Source organism: Lacticaseibacillus baoqingensis (genome assembly GCF_003946165.1).
GTDB classification, from domain to species: Bacteria; Bacillota; Bacilli; order Lactobacillales; family Lactobacillaceae; genus Lacticaseibacillus; species Lacticaseibacillus baoqingensis.
Genome location: NZ_RHOI01000013.1, coordinates 29,734 through 47,448, shown reverse-complemented (window position 1 = coordinate 47,448; position 17,715 = coordinate 29,734). Strand labels below are relative to the sequence as shown.

Below are 17,715 nucleotides of genomic sequence, written 5' to 3'. Positions count from 1 at the left end.
AACGGGGTCGCGGATAAGTCATCCCGATCACGCCGCGTGCCGCGACGCACTCAGGCTGCCTTACCCACACCCCTAAAAACAGCTTGCTTTGCTTTGTGTTATTGCCAGTTTTTATTGATAAACTCTTGCCGCTGGGCGTGTTCCATCGCGTAGCGGCGCGGATTGTGTTTGTAGAATTCTTGATGGGCTTCTTCAGCTGGGTAAAACGGCTTGGCCGGCTCGATCTTGGTCACGATTGGTTCTTTGAACCGCCCAGATGCTTCAAGTTGGGCTTTTGAGGCTATTGCAGCTTGTTTTTGGGCATCATCAGCGACAAAAATCACTGGCCGGTAATTATCACCGCGGTCTTGGAATTGCCCCATGGCATCGGTTGGATCTGTTTGCTGCCAATAAATGTCCAACAACTGATCATATGAGATCACACTGGGATCAAAGGTGATCTGAACAGCTTCAGTATGCCCAGTGGTGTGCGAACAAACTTGTTCATAAGTCGGGTTAGCCACATGGCCGCCGGTATAGCCAGACACGACGTTTAAAATGCCGGGCTGTTCTTCAAACGGTTGGACCATGCACCAAAAACACCCTCCGGCAAAAATTGCGGTTTCAGCCATCTTATCGCTCCTTATTTTTGCGGCAGATAAACGGAAAAGTCGATCGCATCATTGGGCAAATCGATCTTCGTCGCTTTGATCTGCATCTTGTTTTGTAATTTGAATTTGCTCAATTTTAACACAACTGTTTCTTTTGAGCTATTGAGCTTGACCCACTTAGGCAGTTTGTAAGAATGACCAACATAATTTAAAACATAGCTGATCGGCACCGGCAAACTGCCAATGTTAAGCTTTTTAGCTTTCAATTCGACGTCGCCGTTGCTGCGCACCAACGGGTCAAACAGCAACTGGAACTTGATCGTCGCCCCGAAAAACTTAAAATGGCCGCCTAAAACGGCTTGATCTCCGACCGTGAGACTGTACTTGATGTCACTATCTTTGAGATAATCATTCAAGTAGTAGTCAACGATCCGGTTGACCTGCCGCTTGGTCAAATGCACGGAAAATGCCGGCTGACCCGTTTCTGGCGCGCTGGTCGTAGTGGCGATCGTTGGATCATGATAGGGGGTGAGGACTTTCACGGTAAACCAAATTCCGGTCCCTAAACCTAACCCGATCAAGATCAGCGTCGCCCAGCGCCACAAGTTGATCGGGCGGCGCGGTTTTTTATCTGCTCGCTTCATTATTCATGCTCCCATGTGCTGCGTGTTTGCTGCATTTTAGTCCATAATTGCTTGGTCATCTGGGCATAGCCGGCGTTATTCGGGTGAAAATGGTCTTCACTAAAGATCAACGGGTTGGCCTCTTCATCGCCAGCCAAGGCTTGTTTCAAACTCGCCTTGGTGGCTTTAGACGCTGTCGTGCCGCCTTTGGTCAAAACGGCATCGATATCGACATAATACGCTTGTGAATGCTTGGCCAGCGTTTTTTGCGTGGCTTGATTCCACGCCCGCACGCTGGTGGTCATCGCTGTCAGTTTGGGGAAATACACGTAAAACGGATTGTAGATCCCAAAAACGTAAATCGGCGCATCTGGATTGGCTTGGCGCATCGTGGTCAATAACTTGTTCAACCGCTTTTGAAATTGCGCATTGCCGCGATCAACATCGCCAGCCGAAATATCAAAGAAATGTTTCTGCAACACCGCCATGAGATCATTGCCGCCGACGGTCAGCGTGATCACATCGGCTTGTTTGACCGCCTGTTGGAGCTTAGATTGGGTATCCAGCCGCCGTTGGACTTGCTTGGCGGTATTGCCGGTCACCCCAAAATTAGCCGTGGACACATCGTATTGGCCACTAGCTTCCAGGTCGGCTTTGATCAGCGGCACATAACCGCCGCTGCTGGTGGCATCCCCGACGCCATGGGTCAATGAATCCCCGATCCCTACCAACTTCAACGGCTGCACCTTGGTGGTGACGCCTTGTAAGTTAGTGGCGGCGACTTTAGGCCCAAACCACTGCCATCCGGCAAACGTCACCACCGCCACGGCAATGACGACCAGCAAGGCCCGAATCGTTTGTTTCACTTTTATCACCCTTTTAAGCACAAAAAGGCAGGGTCACCCCTGCCCTCACTGAATTTTCTAATCGGTGTAGCACATGATGGCAAATGCCCCGGCACCGGTATGCGTTGCGATCACCGGGTCCGTCGGCTGGATCAATAACGGCACTTGCGGCAAGGCCGCTTTGATCTTCGCGGCGATTTCTTGCGCATAAGCTTCCCCGCCGGCAAAAGAAACCCCGACGGCATGCAAGTGGTCAAATGACTGCATCTTTTCGATGAAGCTGTCCACGAACTTGTGCAAGGTCTTAGTCCCGCGGCCTTTTTGGATCACCTTCAACTCACCATCTGCGACTTGCAAGATCACCTTGATGTTGAGCAAGGTCGAAATGGCGCCGGCAGCGCGGCTTAAGCGGCCGCCTTTGACCAAGTTGTCTAAAGTCGAAACTCCCATCACTAAGGTAGTATTGGCTTTGACCTTGTCCATTTGGGCTAAGACGGCAGGCATATCCGCACCGGTGGCGATCAAGCGCGCCGCTTCTAAGACTTGAAAGCTCATCGCGCGATCGGTGAAATCAGAATCGATCACCGTCACGTCGCCATCACACATTTCAGCCGCTTGGCGTGCCGAGTTGACAGTGCCGCTGATGGCTTGCAACATATGCACGGAAAGCACTTGGCTGCCATCTGCCGTCAGTTCATTATAGACATCTAAAAACGTCCCTGGTGCCGGCTGCGATGTTTTTGGCAAAGCCGATGACGCCGCCATTTTATCCATAAATTCAGTTCTTGAGATCGTTTCACCATCGATATACACGGTGCTGTCGATCATGATGGTCAAAGGGACCACCCGAATATCATATTGAGCGATTTCCTCAGGTGTGAGTTGAATCGATGAATCTGTCACGAGTTTAATTTTTGGCATGTTTCGGCCACACTTTCTTATAGGTTACGTTAGCCACTAATTTAGTATAACAAAGACCCGCTACCTTGTCAGCAAAGGGTCATCTAGTTTCAGTGACTAGGTTAAGTTGTTTTTACCATCTTATCATGCTATGATAGATTCGTAAATGTCAAAGGCATAACCGGCAAATGCGGAGGTCATCTCGATGCAACTATCTAAATCCAATTTCTATACCTTTACTAACGAAAGCCTCAGCGCCACCACCCATGCCATGGGCTTAGGGATGGCGTTGATCGGCACGATCGCCTTAGCGTATAAAGGCCAAGGCAGCCCGACGCGCTTGGCCAGCTTCATCGGGTTTGGCGTCGCATTGATCTTGTTGTACTCGGCGTCAACGGCTTTTCACAGTTTTTATTTCACCAAGGCTCGCCATGTACTGCAAGTCCTCGACCATTCTGGCGTTTTCATCTTGATCGCCGGCTCTTACTTGCCATATTGTTTAGTCGCCATCGGCGGCAAACTCGGCTGGGGGTTGTTGATCGGGATCTGGGCCTTGTGTTTTGCCGGGATCGGCTATAAGTGCTTTTTCATCGGCAAATGGCGCTTGGTGGAAACCAGCATTTATGTCTTGCTTGGCTGGTTGTGCCTGATCGGGATCGAACCTTTGTGGCAGCACCTTGGCCCAGCCGGGTTTTGGCTGCTGGTCGGCGGCGGGATCGCGTATACGTTTGGTGCCGTCTTGTACTCGCAAAAACAGATCCCTTATATCCATGTGATCTGGCATCTGTTTGTAATGCTGGGCAGTGCTTTGATGTATGCCTCGATATACTTGTTCGTCTAAGCCACAAAAAAGCCGCCTCGATTGAGGCGGCTTTTTTGATTTGGTCTTGGTTATTGGCGCTGCCAAGTTTCAAATGTGTGGGTCAGCTGCGGATCTGCCATGGCAACTTTGCGGCTGGCGACGAGCTTAAAGGCTTGCCAAGGCAAGTCACTCATCACCACATCCCCATCAAATTCCCCGGCCAAGCGGGTGACCCATAAGGTATCAGGCAAGTCCTTCAAACTGGCAAAAACTTGCGCCCCGCCGGTGATCACCACATTTTGATCCGGATGTTTAGCGGCCAGTGCACAAAGTTCAGCTGCCGAATGCACCACGACCACCCCAGGGGCAGCAAACGTCACATCATGTGTCAACACCACGTTAGTGCGGCCAGGCAATGGCCGCTTGGGCAAGCCTAAATACGTCTTGCGGCCCATCACCGTCAGCTGACCTAACGTTTGTTGTTTAAAATATGCCAGATCATCTGGCAAATGCCACGGCAAGCGGCCATTTTTGCCGATCACGCCGTTGGCAGCTTGGGCCCATAAAAATGCGATCACCAGGTTTTCTCCTTTAAGTCTAAACGGCAACTGGGGCTTTGATCGTAGGATAAGGATCATAGTTGACGACTTTGATATCTTGCATCTCAAAATCAAACACGGAATGCTTATCCGGATTGAGCCACAACTGCGGGGCAGGTTTGGGGGTCCGAGTCAGTTGTTCTTTGACTTGGGTGACATGGTTGGTGTAAATGTGCGCATCACCGAAAGTATGAATGAATTCGCCGACTTGCAAGCCGACTTCATGCGCGATCAAATGCGTCAACAAGGCATAAGAAGCGATGTTAAACGGCACCCCTAAGAACATGTCAGCTGATCGTTGATACAGCTGCAGCGACAACTTCCCATCATTGACATAAAACTGGAACAAGGTGTGACATGGCGGCAACGCCATCGTCGGCACGTCTTCTGGATTCCAAGCACTGACGATCAACCGCCGGGAGTTCGGCGTGGTTTTGATTGCCTGGATCACATCCCCCAGCTGATCGATCGTGTCGCCTTGAGACGTCTTCCAAGCGCGCCACTGGCTGCCATAGACATTGCCTAAATTGCCATATCGCGCCGCAAAGGCATCATCATCCACGATGCGCTGGTCAAATGCCGCCATTTCGCGTTGATACACTTGGGCGAATTGCGGATCTGCCAAGCGCCGCCGGCCAAAATCATGCATATCCGGCCCGGTATATTCAGCTGAGTTGACCCAGCGCTCAAACGCCCATTCATCCCAAATATGGTTGTTATGCTGCAACAGGAATTGAATATTGGTATCCCCGTGCAAAAACCACAACAGTTCGCTTTTGATCAACCCAAACGGCACTTTCTTAGTGGTCAGCAAAGGAAAGCCTTGTTGCAGATCAAAGCGCAATTGTGCGCCAAAATGGCTATACGTCCCGGTACCGGTCCGATCGCCTTTGAAATCACCTTCGTCAAGGATCTGCTGCATCAGATCTAAATACGGTTGCTCTAACATCGCCTGACTCCTTTATTCATTGACATATTCGTCCAACTCAGCAAAGCGATCAAACATTTGATCAAGTTGGCCGTTGAGGGTGTCGATCTGGGCTTGCAAGTCGCCTAAGCGTACATAATCTTCGCCTGGCACTTGCGCCATTTCAGCTTTTAAGCCAGTGATCTGGTCATCGATAGCATCCATTTGTGTTTGTAGCTTATCATGTTCCATACTTTCTGCATAGGTCAATTTTGTCTTGACCTTCGCCGTTTGCGCCTTAGGGGCAGCTTTGGGCTTGGCGGCGGGTTTGGCGGCAGGAGCAGCCAGTTGTTTTTGCAAGTAGTCGCTAAACGCGCCGACATAACGGTCGATTACGCCGCGGCCTTGGAAGATCAATAACTGATCGGCCACTTTATCCAAAAAGTAGCGATCATGGCTCACGGTGATCACCGTACCAGGGAAATGCGCGAGATAATCTTCTAAGACGGTCAACGTCGCCACATCCAAGTCATTCGTCGGCTCATCCAGCAGCAAAACATTTGGTTGCTGCATCAACACTTGCAACAAGTACAACCGCCGCTTTTCCCCGCCGGATAACCGTCCAATCAACTCGCCATGCATGCTTCGCGGAAATAAAAATTGTTCCAATAATTGCGTCACGCTGATCCGCTCGCCAGTATTGGTCACTAACCCTTCGCCGATCGCTTGCAAATAAGCGATCACGCGCTTGGAATCATCGAGGTCTTGTGAAAGCTGGGTGTAATACCCTAACTTCACGGTTTCGCCGATTTCCAACACCCCGCTGTCAAGCGGCAAACGGCCGGCAATGACGTTAAGCAGCGTCGATTTACCTGCCCCATTTTCGCCAGTGATACCCACGCGCTGGCCAGGTTGCACCAACCAAGAAAAGTCTTTGAGGATCTGGTGGTCGCCGAGTTGTAAATTGGCGTCTTTAAATGTGATCACCTTTTTGCCTAAGCGCGTCGATGCCACTTGCATTTCCACTTGACCTTGAGCGCTGGGACGCGCTGCCATTTCGTCTTTCAGGTCATTAAAGCGATTGATCCGCGCTTGTTGTTTGGTCGTGCGGGCTTGAGCGCCGGCATGCATCCAGGTCAGCTCTTGTTGATAAAGCTGCTGCTGCTTATGCGCGGCGGCAGAATCACGGGCAACTTGGGCCGCTTTTTGTTGGACATACGCTTCATAGTTGCCTGTGTAGCGATACAGTTGGCCGTGATCCAACTCCCAAATATTGTTGGCAACGCGATCCAAGAAGTACCGATCATGGGTCACAACTAATAACGCGCCTTTATATTTGCTCAAGGTTTGTTCCAACCAGGCAATCGAGTCAAAATCCAAGTGGTTCGTCGGTTCGTCTAAGATCAACAGATCTGGTGATTCGATCAAGACTTGCGCCAAGCCGACCCGTTTTTGTTGGCCGCCAGACAAGCTGCCGATCGTGCGATCCAAGTCGCTTAAGTGCAATTGGGTCAAGATCGTCTTGATATCCGTATCCACCGACCAGCCATCCAGCTGCGTCATTTTGGCATCTGCTTTCGCATAAGCCGTCTGTGCCGCTTCATCCATCGGCGCTTTGGTGTAAGCCGCCAAAGCCTGTTGGTATTGGCGCAAGGCCGCAAATACCGGGCCATCGCCGCCATATACTGCATCCATGATGCGCTTGTGCACTGCTAACGCCGGTTTTTGGGCAAGATAGGCGATGCGGTAGTTTTTCGGCGTCGTCACGTCGCCTTGGTCGAATGGTTCCACCTCTGCCAACCCATTTAATAATGTTGACTTGCCGGTGCCATTGACCCCGATCAAGCCGATGCGATCACCAGCGTTGATCAAAAAGTCGATCCCCTTAAAGAGTTGCTTATCGCCGTAAGCCTTGCTTACGCCGCTTGCCATCAAAGTTTGCATGTTTATCCGATCCTTTTGTCAGTCTGGGTCTATCATAACAAAGAAAAGGGGTTGAGACAAAAACCGGCTCGGCCGAAAAAAAAAGAGCGGGCCAAAGCCCCGCTCCCAAATCGTGATCAAATTTGCGGATAATCATCGTCAACCGTATGGGTTTCATCGATGACGATATACAAATGCCCGTCTTTTTGGCTGACTTTGCTGGTTTGATAAGCATTGTCTAAGCCGCTGGGATCTTTTTGCTTGAATGGGAAGTAGATCTGGATCTGGTTATTGGCTGCAGCATCATAGATCAGATCCATCTTCTCGATGTCTTGATACTTCGTTGCGCGCCCAAACATCCCTAATTCCAAAGAACCGGTGTTGATGTCGGTAGACTTCACGTGATCCGCTTCTGGCAAAATCTCCACTTTGAAACTCTTGCATGGGTGAATTTCTTGGATCTTGCCGCCATTGATCCGGCCATAGCTGGTGGTGACGCGGCTGATCCAAATATCGGCTAATTCCTTATGTGAGATCGTCCACTCATCCCCATTACGGAAGTGGAAGACCAACTGTTCAAAAGCGTGTTCCGTCATATCACTCATCCTCTCTGAATGTGCTTACATGACTATTCTAACACACTTATTCATCCATCGCGGCGGCTAAAAGCGATTCCATCTGATTCGACAGTCTGCCGCAGACCACCGCTTGCTCGATGCGCTTCAACGTTTGCCCCAACTGCGGCCCTGGGCGCATGCCATGCGTCATCAGATCCCGCCCATTCAGCGCCAAATCGCGGCTGCTATGGATCGGCAAGGCCGCATAAGCCGCTTGCACTGGGGCCGGATCAAAGCCTGGCTGCAAATACGCTTGCGCAGCTGCGGCCACGTCCACTGCCGCTTTACCGGCCAAATACAAGTCCCAAGGCGTCGTTGCAGCAAGTTTTGGCAATAAGCCCACGGCATTTTGCACTAAGTGATTGAGATCGTTGGCTTGCTTCCAAGCTTTCATGGTCGCGGCCACCGGCAAGGCCAGGCAATGACACACTAACGTCCACGCCACTGCAGCCGATGCGATCGGTGTGTCCGGCAATTGTCCAAAAGCCGCCAACGCTTTTGCCTTGGTGGCCATTTGCGGCACATACCGGTACAACCCCGTGGCTAAAAATGTCGCCAAACCCGCATTGCGGTCTTGGCCCAACAACAAGCGGGTGAACTCACTGGCGATCCGCTCCACGGAGATATGCGCTAACAGCGGCGCATTTTCCGCGATCGCAGCTTGTGTGGCCGGCGCGACTGCAAAACCCAGCTGACTTTCAAACCGCACCGCCCGCATCATCCGCAAAGCATCTTCATGAAAACGCGCTTGCGGATCGCCCACGGCGCGCAGGCGCTTGGCTTTGAGATCAGCCAAGCCGGCAAACATATCGACGACACTGCCATCATGGCGCGCTGCCAACGCGTTCACGGTAAAATCGCGGCGTTTGAGATCTTCGGCCAGCGAGCGCACGAAGGTCACTTGATCCGGCCGGCGGAAATCTTGATACGTCGACTCGGTGCGAAAGGTCGTCACTTCATAGCCGACCCCATGGTCCAACACCATCACCGTGCCATGTTGGATGCCGGTATCCACCGTTTTCTTGAAGATCTGCTTGATTTCTTCTGGATAAGCAGAACTGGCAATATCCACATCATGGATCGGCAAGCCTAATAAGGCGTCACGGACACTGCCGCCGACAAAATACGCTTCATACCCAGCGGCTTCGATTTGCTTCAAGATTGGGATCGCCGCTTGAAAGTCTGGATGTGTTAAATCGATTTGCATGTTTTCCCCTCACAATCTCATCTATCATAGCAAATCCCAGCACCCAGCACAAAAGCCGGCGACTAGAAGCGCCGGCTTTTAAATGGGGCGCAACGCCCGCTTAGGCTTCCGCGTTAAGTTCATCCAGGCGCGCTTGCATCGCTGCATCATCCGGCACCAAGGCCAAATAACGGGTCATTGCCGCTTTGAGTTCAGGAATGGCCGCGGTGGACTGGAAGAAGTCGATGATATCCAATAAGAAATCCCGCGAGTCCTGAAAGCGGCCAAAAGCCAGGAGATAATTCTCCCGCGCCTGTTGTGGCTGGTCTAAGCGATCATAGCTTTTCGCCAGGTTCCAATAAATCTGCGGATCCACCTCGCCAGATTTGTCGATTGCTTCCAAAAAGGCCACATTATCCTGATCAGCCCCTTCTGCCAACAATAAGTTGGACCAAGCCAGCATTACAGTTTGATTTTCCGGATCAAGCTTGCGAGCCTTTTGCAAATACGTGCGCGCTAAAGGCTGATCATCGGCTTTCAGCGCCAATTGTGCGCCTAACGCGAATAATTCCGGATTGGTATCATCGACTTGCAAGCCGGCTTGCACCGTCGTCAACGCCGCGTCGCCTTGATGATCTGCCGCTTGGGCTTGGGCCAGCGGCAAATACGCATTGGCATAACTGGCATCTTCAGTGATCACCCGCTGAAGGGCATCAATGGCGCGCGGATAGTCTTTGAGTTGCGCATATAAGCTGCCTAAGGTAAACGCATCATTAACATCCAGCGCATCTTTGAGGTCTTCATAAACGGCCACCGCGTCTTCATATTGTCCCATATTGGCTAACGTGGCAGCATACCGAGACTTCACTGAAACCCCGGCCATTTCAGCCACACCAGCTTGGATCAAATCAGAATAAGCCAGCGCCGCTTGGTCGTCTTTGCCCCAAGCAAAATATAACTCACCTAACGCAAAGGTGATCACCAGCTCATCTGGCGCCAACTGCCGCGCTTCTAAAAGTTTTTGCTCGCTCACTTCATAAAGACCTTGGGTTTGGTAGACATCAGCAGCAGTCATTAACGCTTGCACATACGCATCACTGTCAGGGCCGACTTGAGCAAGATAATTCAATGCTTGATCGCTATCACCGTTAGAAACAGCAATATCTGCCAGCATGGTTTTGATATCATCTTGATCCGGATATTTGCCTAACAACTCTTGGTACAAGCGCTGGGCTTGGCCGATGAAGCCCAGTGCATAAAGCTCTTCGGCAAGGTTGTATTTGGTTTCATCATCATCGTGCGCTAAGACATCTTTGAAAAAGGCCTTGGCATCTGCCATATCGCCACGTTCTAAGGCATCTAGCATCTCTTTGGAATAACTCATCTCATCCTCCGCTTTCAACGCGCACAGGGCCATTTTAGCCCCACCGGCAAAAAGAAAGGCCGAGTCCCGAGGGGCTCAGCCGATTCTGTGTATCATTGCCTCAGGAGACTACTTAACAGCGTCCTTGAGTGCCTTACCAGGCTTGAATGCTGGTACCTTAGATGCAGGGATTTCGATCTCTGCACCAGTTTGTGGGTTGCGGCCCTTACGAGCGGCGCGTTCGCGCACTTCGAAGTTACCGAAACCGATCAGTTGAACCTTAGCACCTTGGGCCAAGGAATCTTGGATCGAACCGAAGACAGCGTCAACGGCTGCGGTTGCGTCTTTCTTGGTCAAGCCAGTCTTTTCCACAACGCTTTCGATCAATTCAGCTTTGTTTGCCATGAGCAATTTCACCTCCATATAGATTTAGATGTATCACATCTAAACAGTCCCAACTGTGAGCAAGCTCACAGGATGAGGAAACAATGATAAAACCGTATCACTATTTCATGCTTAAAGATAGCACACCAACGCCGGTGTAGCAAGGTTTTTTCCACTTTCGGCGGCATTTTACGCAACTGGTGAAAAACCAACTTTGAAAAAATGATTTTCAAGCGGTAAAAGGCGTCGATCCCTTATTTGCGGCTGCGCGCGATCAAGTGGATCGGAGTGCCGTCAAAGTCAAACGTTTGCCGCAACTGGTTAATGAGAAAACGCTGATAAGAGAAGTGCAACAAGTCCGGATCATTGACAAAAACCACGAAAGTAGGCGGTTTTACGGCCACTTGGGTCATGTAGTAGATGCGCAGACGCTTGCCATTGATCGTCGGCGTGGGGGTCACCGCCAAGGCATCCATCAAGACATCGTTCAACACCGCACTTTGGATCCGGCGGTTTTGATTTTCTGAAACCGTCATGATCATGGCCGGCAAGTTCTTTAAGCGCTGCTTGGTTTTCGCAGAAACAAACACGATCGGGGCGTAATCAAGATATTGAAATTCATCGCGAATATGCTGTTGGAACTCTTGCATCGTGTGATTATCCTTGTTGGTCAAAGTATCCCACTTGTTTACGACGATGATGATCCCGCGCCCGGCTTCATGCGCATAGCCGGCGACTTTCTTATCTTGTTCGCGAATGCCTTCTTCGGCGTTGAGCACTACCAAGACCACATCAGAGCGATCGATCGCCCGCAACGCCCGCATCACCGCGTATTTTTCGGTGTTTTCATAGACTTTGCCGCGCTTGCGGATCCCGGCAGTATCGATCATGGTAAACTCTTGCCCAGCGCTTTGAAACTTGGTATCGATCGCATCACGCGTCGTGCCTTCGATCTCAGACACGATCACCCGTTCTTCACCTAAGATTGCATTGACCAAACTGGACTTGCCGACATTCGGCCGGCCGATGAAGGAAAACTTGATACTGTCGTCTTCAGGGGCCTGGCCTTCTTGAGGAAACGCCGCAAACACAGCATCTAACGCGTCGCCTAAGCCAATGCCATGCGTCCCAGACAATGGGTATGGTTCGCCAAAGCCCAGGGAATAAAAATCATAGATCTCATTGCGCCGCTCTGGGTTATCGACTTTGTTGACCGCCAAAACCACCGGCTTGTCGGCACGATATAAAATCTGCGCCACTTTTTCGTCGGCATCGGTGATCCCTGCTTCGACGCTGGTCAAAAACATGATCACATCTGCTTCTTCGATGGCGATTTCAGCTTGCTGGGTGATCTGCGACAAAAACGGTTCATCGCCCATGTCGATCCCGCCTGTATCGATCAAAGCAAATTCTTTGCCGAGCCATTCGCCTTTACCGTAGATCCGATCCCGCGTGACGCCGGGCGTATCTTCGACAATGGAGATCCGTTCGCCAATGATCCGGTTGAAGATCGTGGACTTGCCGACATTCGGCCGACCGACGATCGCTAACGTTGGGAGTACCATTTGTTCACATCCTTATCTGTATTACCGGACCGCTTCACAAGCTGCGGTCCTCAAATTGTCAATGGCATCAAAAACGGGACAAAACGATGTTTTGTCCCGCAATCAACGACTGATTTACTTGTCGTCTTTACCGAAATCCTTCAAAGCATCACCAAGCATATCGCCTAAGGAGAAGCCGGAATCATCCTGTTGATATTCAGCAGGGATCGACGTGCGTTCTTCACGACGGTTGTTGCGCTTTGGACGATCGCCACCACGGTTGTTGTTGCGTGGTTGGCTGTTGTTTTCTTGTTGTGCGCCTTCAGGAGCTTCTTCAAGCGCCTTGATGGACAACGCCAAGCGATGTGCATCTGGGTCAACAGACAAGACCTTGACCTTGATTTCTTGACCTTCCTTCAACACATCTTGAGGCGTCGCAATGTGTTCGTGGGAGATCTGAGAAATGTGGACCAAACCTTCAACACCTGGGAAGACTTCGACGAAAGCACCGAAGCTCGTCAAGCGGCGTACGGTCCCATCAAGCACGGCACCAGCTGGTGCTTCGCTTTCAATGTTGTCCCATGGTTGTGGCAAGGTCGCCTTGATGGACAAGGAGATCCGGTCACGGTCTTCGTCAACAGCCAATACTTTGACCTTGACGTCTTGGCCAACTTTAAGCACGTCAGACGGCTTGTCAACGTGATCAAACGCGATTTCGGAAACATGGACCAAACCATCCACGCCGCCAAGATCAACGAAAGCACCAAAATTGGTCAAACGAGCAACCTTGCCTTCAACGATATCGCCAGCTTGTAACTTGCTGAAGATTTCCTTGCGCGCTTCAGCTTTGGAAGCTTCAACGATCGCACGGTGAGAAAGGATCAAGCGGTTGTCGCTTGGTTCGATTTCAATGATCTTAAATTCGAGTTCTTGACCCTTATATTGGTTCAAGTCTTCGACAAAGTGGTCTTCAACCATGGATGCTGGAACGAATCCACGCACGCCGGCATTAACGACCAAGCCGCCTTTGACCACAGAGGTCACTGGCGCGGTGATAGTTTCACCAGCATCGAACTTCGCTTGGATCTCTTTCCAGACCTTTTGTGCTTCTAAGCGGCGCTTAGAAAGCAGGTACTGGCCGTTTTCCTTATCTTTACCAATCGTGGAGATGACCACCAGGTCGATCTCGTCGCCGACTTTAGCAACCGAACGAATATCATCGATTGGCTGAGTAGATAATTCTTTCAGAGGAACGACACCTTCAACCCCGGTGCCTTCGATACCGACGATCAGTTGCTTATCCTCAACGGCTAAAACTTCACCCTTTACGGTGTCACCGATATGAACGGTTTCGACGCTGTTTAAGGCGTCCGCCATCGTTTGGGCGTTTTCGTTTACGTTGTTTTCACTCATGCCAAAAAATCCTCCTATACGACTGTCATACAGCCTCTATTGTACCTAATCTTGATTAAAAATACCAACACTTTGTTGAAAATCATTGAATTTTCGTCGCGACTAGTTGCAAGATCTCGTCAACTTCTTGCGCAATGGTCATATTCGTGCTGTCGATCTCAATGGCGTCAGGCGCTTTTTGCAGCGGGGATACCGCGCGGGTCGCGTCTTTGTGATCGCGAGTGGCGATTTCTTGTTCCAGCGTTGCCACTGAAGTCATGATCCCTTTGGCAACATTTTCTTCATGGCGGCGTTGCGCCCGCGCTTTTACAGAAGCGACCATGAAGATCTTCACCTCAGCATCCGGCAACACGGTGGTGCCAATATCGCGTCCGTCCATGACGATATCATGAGTCGCGGCAATGTCGCGTTGGCGTTGAACCATTTCTGCGCGCACCGCCGGCAAAGCCGCCACTTGAGACACATTATTCGTCGTTTCAGGCTCGCGGATCGCCAAAGTCACCTCTTCGCCATCCATAAACACTTGCTGGCCTTCTGGGGTCGGCTTAAAGGTGATCGCCAGCGGCTTGAGATGCGCCATGATCGCCGCTTCATCATCCAACTTTAACCCCAAACGCAACGCCATCACAGTCGCCGTGCGATACATGGCGCCGGTATCACAATAAATAAAGCCTAACCGATTCGCAACGATTTTGGCGATGGTACTTTTCCCCGACCCTGCTGGGCCATCGATTGCAATTTGCATCTTGCAGAAGCACTCCTCTTTTTTGACATACCAATAACTCGGCCAGCAACTGTCCGAGCTTTGGTCAACACCCTTTAAGCTTTGACGCTCGCGGCATACTAAACGCGGCGCACTGCGATCACTTGACTTTCAAAGTCTGTCCGGCAGCAATGCTGGCCCCAGACGACATGCCATTGAGCTGCAACAGCTCACTTAACGTCATGCCGTGGTTGACCGCGATACGATACAAGTTATCGCCGGCCTTGACGGTGTAAGTGCCGCCTGCCGTACTGCTTGAACTAGCCGCTGCCTTACTGGCACTGGCCGCTTGGCTTTGGGCCGCTGCGGAACTGGCCGCCGCAGAACTCGCCGCTGCGCGACTGGCAGCGGCTGAGCTGGCCAATGCGGCACTAGCTGATGCACTGCTTGCGGCTGCTTTTTGGCTGGCTGCGACACGTTGACTGGCGGCTTTATGTTTGCTCGACTTGGCATGGTTGCTGGCAACCTTTTTTTTGCTGGTCGCACTTTTTTGACTAGCAGCTTTTTTCTTGCTCGAAGTGGTGACTGTGATCTTATCGTTTGAGTAGCCGCCACCGGCATTTGAATTGCTATGGATCGCTTCATAAGCCACTGGCACGATGATCACCAGTGCCAATGCGATCCACACGACCCAAGACAAAATCGACGTGCCGCGCTTTTTTTTGCGCGTGGCCACGCGCGACAAATTACCCGCATCGTCACGATCGTCTTCGAATTGTTTATTCCAAGGTTTGGTTTGGTCGGAAGCGTCGTTGCCGACAGATTCCTCTTTCTTGGTGGTTTTCTTACGCAAACCGATCCCCCCTCACATACTGCAATTATTGTATCATACCTATGCTTGAAAAGCCTTTAGACTTGGTTAAATAACTGGGCAAAGACTTGCCGCCAATCTTGCGCTTTGGCACTGTTGATCGGCTTATGCGGGATCTGCGCCAAGATTTCCGGCGTCACCACCCCACAGCAATAAGCCGTGTGCGGTTTGATCGGACTATCAAAATATTGCAGCCACACTTGGCGGCGACAGCCTTTTGCGGTTAAAAACTGCGCCATCGCCTGTTGATGCGCTTGTTTATCCTGCCGCCTGGCGGCCAGTTGGGCCACGACTGTCGCTTGCGCAAAGCCGGCATGGTGATAAGCGACTAACAGCTGCACCTGCGGATCATCAAAATCTTGATAAGCTTCAGGATCGGCATACACCGTTTGGATCAAGTCGTTATCCGGCAGGGCTTGGGCAAATTGCGCCGCGCGCTGCATATCCCCAGGCGCCACCAGCACCACCGAGATGCTCGGCTGCCCGTCGCGCCCGGCGCGGCCGATTCCTTGCGAATAAGCTGCTAACGACTCTGGGACATACGTATACACCACTAAGCGGATGTCGGGTTTATCGATCCCCATCCCAAATGCGCTGGTGGCACAGATCACTTGCAGCTGATCATGCATAAACTGGCGCTGGATCAATTCGCGCGCTTGCGGCAATAAGCCGGCATGATAATAAGCTGCAGCGATCCCCGCTTGGGTAAACATCTCGGCATAAGCTTCCGCTTGGGCTTTGGAGTCAAAATACACGATCGTCGCGGCCTGCACCGCTTGCACTAAGGCTTTGGCACGGGCTTGTTTGGCGGCTGGATCGGCGATTTGCTCCACGCCTAAATACACATTGGGCCGATCCACATCACTGACCACCTGCTGCGGGTCTTGTAACCCCAATTGAGCGATGATGTCTGCCCGCACGCGCTTAGGCGCCGTGGCGGTCAGCGCTAAGGTACACCGCGGCTTTAAAGCAGCGCGCGCTTGCCCCAGCTGCAAGTACGCTGGGCGAAAATCCGGACCCCATTGCGAGATGCAATGGGCCTCGTCGATCACCAAACAACTGATCGTCACTTGTTGCAGCTGGTGTAACACATCTTGGCGCATCAAGGTTTCTGGGGCAACAAATAAGAAGCGATAGCGCGCCAAGCTGGCCAAAACCTGATGAAATGCTGGCGGCGTCAAGCGGCTGGATAAGGCCACCGCCCGTTTTTGGCCGCGGGCTTGCAAGCGTGCCACTTGATCATCCATTAGAGCCAATAGCGGTTCTACGATCACCATCAACCCGCTTAACTGCGTCGCAGGCAGCTGATAACATAAGGTTTTACCGCTGCCTGTTGGCAAGATTCCCAAGGCGTCTTCTCCAGCCAATACCGCCGCTGCCAGCTGTTTTTGCCCAGGGCGGAAGGTGATGAATCCAAAGTGTTCTTGTAATAATGCTTCAAGCGCCGCCATCAGGCCACCTCCCGGTTAAACAAAGGATCTGAAATAAGCGGATCTGGAAAAAATCACTGTCTGCGACTTGCACCAAGAGTTCTTGATACGGGTGCTGCGCTTGCGGCACTAAGGTCGTCAGCTGCTGAAATTGTGCCGGTGAATAAAAGCTTGCCACCGGCAATTCCGCGCCAAACAACGCTGCCGTCAACAAATGTTCATTGACCGTGCTGGACTTGAGGCGCAGTCTTTGGGCGATTTGCTCCTTGGACAACCCAGCTTGGCTCAACGCCAACGCTTGGGCCATCGTTTGACTGCCTAATCGCTGCTTGCCGCCCCATAAGCGATTCAAAGCCGGCCATTTTGGATGCGCGGCAATCGTCGAGATCAGCGCTGACAGGGCATCCAACTGCGCCATTTGGGCTTGCAATGAGTCTAATTGGCCTGGGCCCACAAAATCATGGCCAACCATGGCCTGTGTCAACAACGTGGCTTGCGCCGGCGGCAGCTGCGCAAACGCCGCCGTCAACTCCTTGATCGCGGCTTGAGGCGTGATGCTGGCCCACCAAGTACGTACCGCTTGTTGGGTGGCCCAATCATTGGTTAACGGCCGATACGCTTTTTGCCCGAAACTGGCTTCTGATAAGACTTGAACGGCCAAATAAAAGCGCGCGGCAAAACTTGCGACCCCAAACTCTGGCCGATAAGCAGTCGGCAAAGGCAGGCGCTTTTTGGCCGCGGCTTGCAGTGCGGCATCTTCCAGCACCAACCCTGGTCCTTGTTCCTGCAACGCCTGTGCCGCTTGCAGGCGCGCGATCGCGGCTTGAAAATCTGCGCGCGCCAGCGTAGGGTAAAGTTGCAGCCATTGCAGTTGATGATGCTGCATCGCCGCAAATAAAATCGACAATGTTTTTTTGCCCGTCAACAGCAAATAAACCGCTGTTGGGCGGCGCGGTTGCAGATCAAAAAACTGGATGAGCAAATCGTCAAGCATTGCTGATCACCTTTCTAGGGG

General features: G+C 51.7%; 18 protein-coding genes. 1 reads left to right on the top strand and 17 read right to left on the bottom strand.

The annotated features are described in order from the left end of the window. Positions 1 to 98 precede the first annotated feature (98 nt). From msrA to EKM91_RS07140, 4 genes are read right to left on the bottom strand one after another with little or no spacing between them, the layout of a single operon-like run. Positions 99 to 611, bottom strand: coding sequence for a peptide-methionine (S)-S-oxide reductase MsrA (gene msrA, locus EKM91_RS07155; RefSeq protein WP_125751948.1), 513 nt, complete (start codon positions 609 to 611; stop codon positions 99 to 101). Positions 612 to 622: 11 nt separating this feature from the next. Further along, entirely contained in the window at positions 623 to 1,234 is a 612-nt protein-coding gene (locus EKM91_RS07150) for a YpmS family protein (protein WP_125751946.1), read from the bottom strand. Beyond that, positions 1,234 to 2,088, bottom strand: coding sequence for an SGNH/GDSL hydrolase family protein (locus tag EKM91_RS07145; protein ID WP_125751943.1), 855 nt, complete (start codon positions 2,086 to 2,088; stop codon positions 1,234 to 1,236). Before EKM91_RS07145 ends, EKM91_RS07150 begins: the two co-directional genes overlap by 1 nt. Before the next feature lie 48 nt (positions 2,089 to 2,136). Next, a complete protein-coding gene (locus EKM91_RS07140) occupies positions 2,137 to 2,979 on the bottom strand; it encodes a DegV family protein (RefSeq protein WP_125751940.1) in 843 nt (280 codons plus the stop codon). A 184-nt stretch (positions 2,980 to 3,163) separates the two neighbouring features. Here EKM91_RS07140 and trhA point away from each other — a divergent pair, with 184 nt between their 5' ends. Beyond that, positions 3,164 to 3,799 carry a PAQR family membrane homeostasis protein TrhA gene (gene trhA, locus EKM91_RS07135; RefSeq protein WP_125751937.1) on the top strand — a complete coding sequence of 212 codons (636 nt, stop codon included), beginning with the start codon at positions 3,164 to 3,166 and terminating at the stop codon, positions 3,797 to 3,799. A gap of 50 nt (positions 3,800 to 3,849) precedes the next feature. Here the strand turns inward: trhA and EKM91_RS07130 are convergent, their stop codons facing one another. The 13 genes from EKM91_RS07130 to EKM91_RS07070 all read right to left on the bottom strand — a co-directional run bounded on the left by EKM91_RS07130 (position 3,850) and on the right by EKM91_RS07070 (position 17,694). Beyond that, positions 3,850 to 4,338: a dihydrofolate reductase gene (locus tag EKM91_RS07130; RefSeq protein ID WP_125751934.1), complete on the bottom strand. Its 489-nt coding sequence runs from the start codon at positions 4,336 to 4,338 to the stop codon at positions 3,850 to 3,852. Positions 4,339 to 4,357: 19 nt separating this feature from the next. Further along, positions 4,358 to 5,308, bottom strand: a complete 951-nt coding sequence (locus EKM91_RS07125) for a thymidylate synthase (RefSeq protein WP_125751931.1) — start codon at positions 5,306 to 5,308, stop codon at positions 4,358 to 4,360. 12 nt (positions 5,309 to 5,320) lie between these two features. Next, a complete protein-coding gene (locus EKM91_RS07120; RefSeq protein ID WP_125751927.1) occupies positions 5,321 to 7,210 on the bottom strand; it encodes an ABC-F family ATP-binding cassette domain-containing protein in 1,890 nt (629 codons plus the stop codon). A 116-nt stretch (positions 7,211 to 7,326) separates the two neighbouring features. Continuing rightward, a complete protein-coding gene (locus EKM91_RS07115; RefSeq protein WP_125751924.1) occupies positions 7,327 to 7,785 on the bottom strand; it encodes a hypothetical protein in 459 nt (152 codons plus the stop codon). A gap of 46 nt (positions 7,786 to 7,831) precedes the next feature. Continuing rightward, entirely contained in the window at positions 7,832 to 9,013 is a 1,182-nt protein-coding gene (locus EKM91_RS07110; RefSeq protein WP_125751921.1) for a CCA tRNA nucleotidyltransferase, read from the bottom strand. Positions 9,014 to 9,113: 100 nt separating this feature from the next. Further along, a complete protein-coding gene (locus EKM91_RS07105) occupies positions 9,114 to 10,376 on the bottom strand; it encodes a tetratricopeptide repeat protein (RefSeq protein ID WP_125751918.1) in 1,263 nt (420 codons plus the stop codon). A 108-nt stretch (positions 10,377 to 10,484) separates the two neighbouring features. Further along, positions 10,485 to 10,760, bottom strand: a complete 276-nt coding sequence (locus EKM91_RS07100; protein WP_125751915.1) for an HU family DNA-binding protein — start codon at positions 10,758 to 10,760, stop codon at positions 10,485 to 10,487. Between the two features lie 233 nt (positions 10,761 to 10,993). Next, positions 10,994 to 12,304 carry a ribosome biogenesis GTPase Der gene (gene der / locus EKM91_RS07095; RefSeq protein WP_125751912.1) on the bottom strand — a complete coding sequence of 437 codons (1,311 nt, stop codon included), beginning with the start codon at positions 12,302 to 12,304 and terminating at the stop codon, positions 10,994 to 10,996. Between the two features lie 114 nt (positions 12,305 to 12,418). Further along, complete coding sequence (rpsA, locus tag EKM91_RS07090) at positions 12,419 to 13,696, bottom strand: 30S ribosomal protein S1 (RefSeq protein ID WP_125751909.1); 1,278 nt, start codon at positions 13,694 to 13,696, stop codon at positions 12,419 to 12,421. An 82-nt stretch (positions 13,697 to 13,778) separates the two neighbouring features. After that, positions 13,779 to 14,441 (bottom strand): (d)CMP kinase, encoded by a 663-nt coding sequence (gene cmk, locus EKM91_RS07085; protein WP_125751885.1) that lies wholly within the window; start codon positions 14,439 to 14,441, stop codon positions 13,779 to 13,781. A 118-nt stretch (positions 14,442 to 14,559) separates the two neighbouring features. Further along, on the bottom strand, positions 14,560 to 15,252 hold the full coding sequence (locus EKM91_RS07080; protein ID WP_225419470.1) for a LysM peptidoglycan-binding domain-containing protein: 693 nt from the start codon (positions 15,250 to 15,252) through the stop codon (positions 14,560 to 14,562). A 56-nt stretch (positions 15,253 to 15,308) separates the two neighbouring features. After that, on the bottom strand, positions 15,309 to 16,721 hold the full coding sequence (locus tag EKM91_RS07075; protein WP_125751879.1) for a RecQ family ATP-dependent DNA helicase: 1,413 nt from the start codon (positions 16,719 to 16,721) through the stop codon (positions 15,309 to 15,311). Next, positions 16,708 to 17,694, bottom strand: a complete 987-nt coding sequence (locus EKM91_RS07070; protein WP_125751876.1) for a helix-turn-helix domain-containing protein — start codon at positions 17,692 to 17,694, stop codon at positions 16,708 to 16,710. The genes EKM91_RS07075 and EKM91_RS07070 overlap by 14 nt, the downstream gene beginning before the upstream one ends. Between the last annotated feature and the right edge of the window lie 21 nt (positions 17,695 to 17,715).

What these genes read in the sequence shown, in the direction of transcription:
- msrA (WP_125751948.1), bottom strand. Translation starts at nt 611, where the DNA reads ATGGCTGAAACCGCAATTTTTGCCGGAGGGTGTTTTTGGTGCATGGTC.
- EKM91_RS07070 (WP_125751876.1), bottom strand. Translation starts at nt 17,694, where the DNA reads ATGCTTGACGATTTGCTCATCCAGTTTTTTGATCTGCAACCGCGCCGC.
- EKM91_RS07150 (WP_125751946.1), bottom strand. Translation starts at nt 1,234, where the DNA reads ATGAAGCGAGCAGATAAAAAACCGCGCCGCCCGATCAACTTGTGGCGC.
- EKM91_RS07140 (WP_125751940.1), bottom strand. Translation starts at nt 2,979, where the DNA reads ATGCCAAAAATTAAACTCGTGACAGATTCATCGATTCAACTCACACCT.
- EKM91_RS07105 (WP_125751918.1), bottom strand. Translation starts at nt 10,376, where the DNA reads ATGAGTTATTCCAAAGAGATGCTAGATGCCTTAGAACGTGGCGATATG.
- EKM91_RS07115 (WP_125751924.1), bottom strand. Translation starts at nt 7,785, where the DNA reads ATGACGGAACACGCTTTTGAACAGTTGGTCTTCCACTTCCGTAATGGG.
- der (WP_125751912.1), bottom strand. Translation starts at nt 12,304, where the DNA reads ATGGTACTCCCAACGTTAGCGATCGTCGGTCGGCCGAATGTCGGCAAG.
- EKM91_RS07100 (WP_125751915.1), bottom strand. Translation starts at nt 10,760, where the DNA reads ATGGCAAACAAAGCTGAATTGATCGAAAGCGTTGTGGAAAAGACTGGC.
- EKM91_RS07110 (WP_125751921.1), bottom strand. Translation starts at nt 9,013, where the DNA reads ATGCAAATCGATTTAACACATCCAGACTTTCAAGCGGCGATCCCAATC.
- EKM91_RS07075 (WP_125751879.1), bottom strand. Translation starts at nt 16,721, where the DNA reads ATGGCGGCGCTTGAAGCATTATTACAAGAACACTTTGGATTCATCACC.
- EKM91_RS07125 (WP_125751931.1), bottom strand. Translation starts at nt 5,308, where the DNA reads ATGTTAGAGCAACCGTATTTAGATCTGATGCAGCAGATCCTTGACGAA.
- EKM91_RS07120 (WP_125751927.1), bottom strand. Translation starts at nt 7,210, where the DNA reads ATGCAAACTTTGATGGCAAGCGGCGTAAGCAAGGCTTACGGCGATAAG.
- trhA (WP_125751937.1), top strand. Translation starts at nt 3,164, where the DNA reads ATGCAACTATCTAAATCCAATTTCTATACCTTTACTAACGAAAGCCTC.
- rpsA (WP_125751909.1), bottom strand. Translation starts at nt 13,696, where the DNA reads ATGAGTGAAAACAACGTAAACGAAAACGCCCAAACGATGGCGGACGCC.
- cmk (WP_125751885.1), bottom strand. Translation starts at nt 14,441, where the DNA reads ATGCAAATTGCAATCGATGGCCCAGCAGGGTCGGGGAAAAGTACCATC.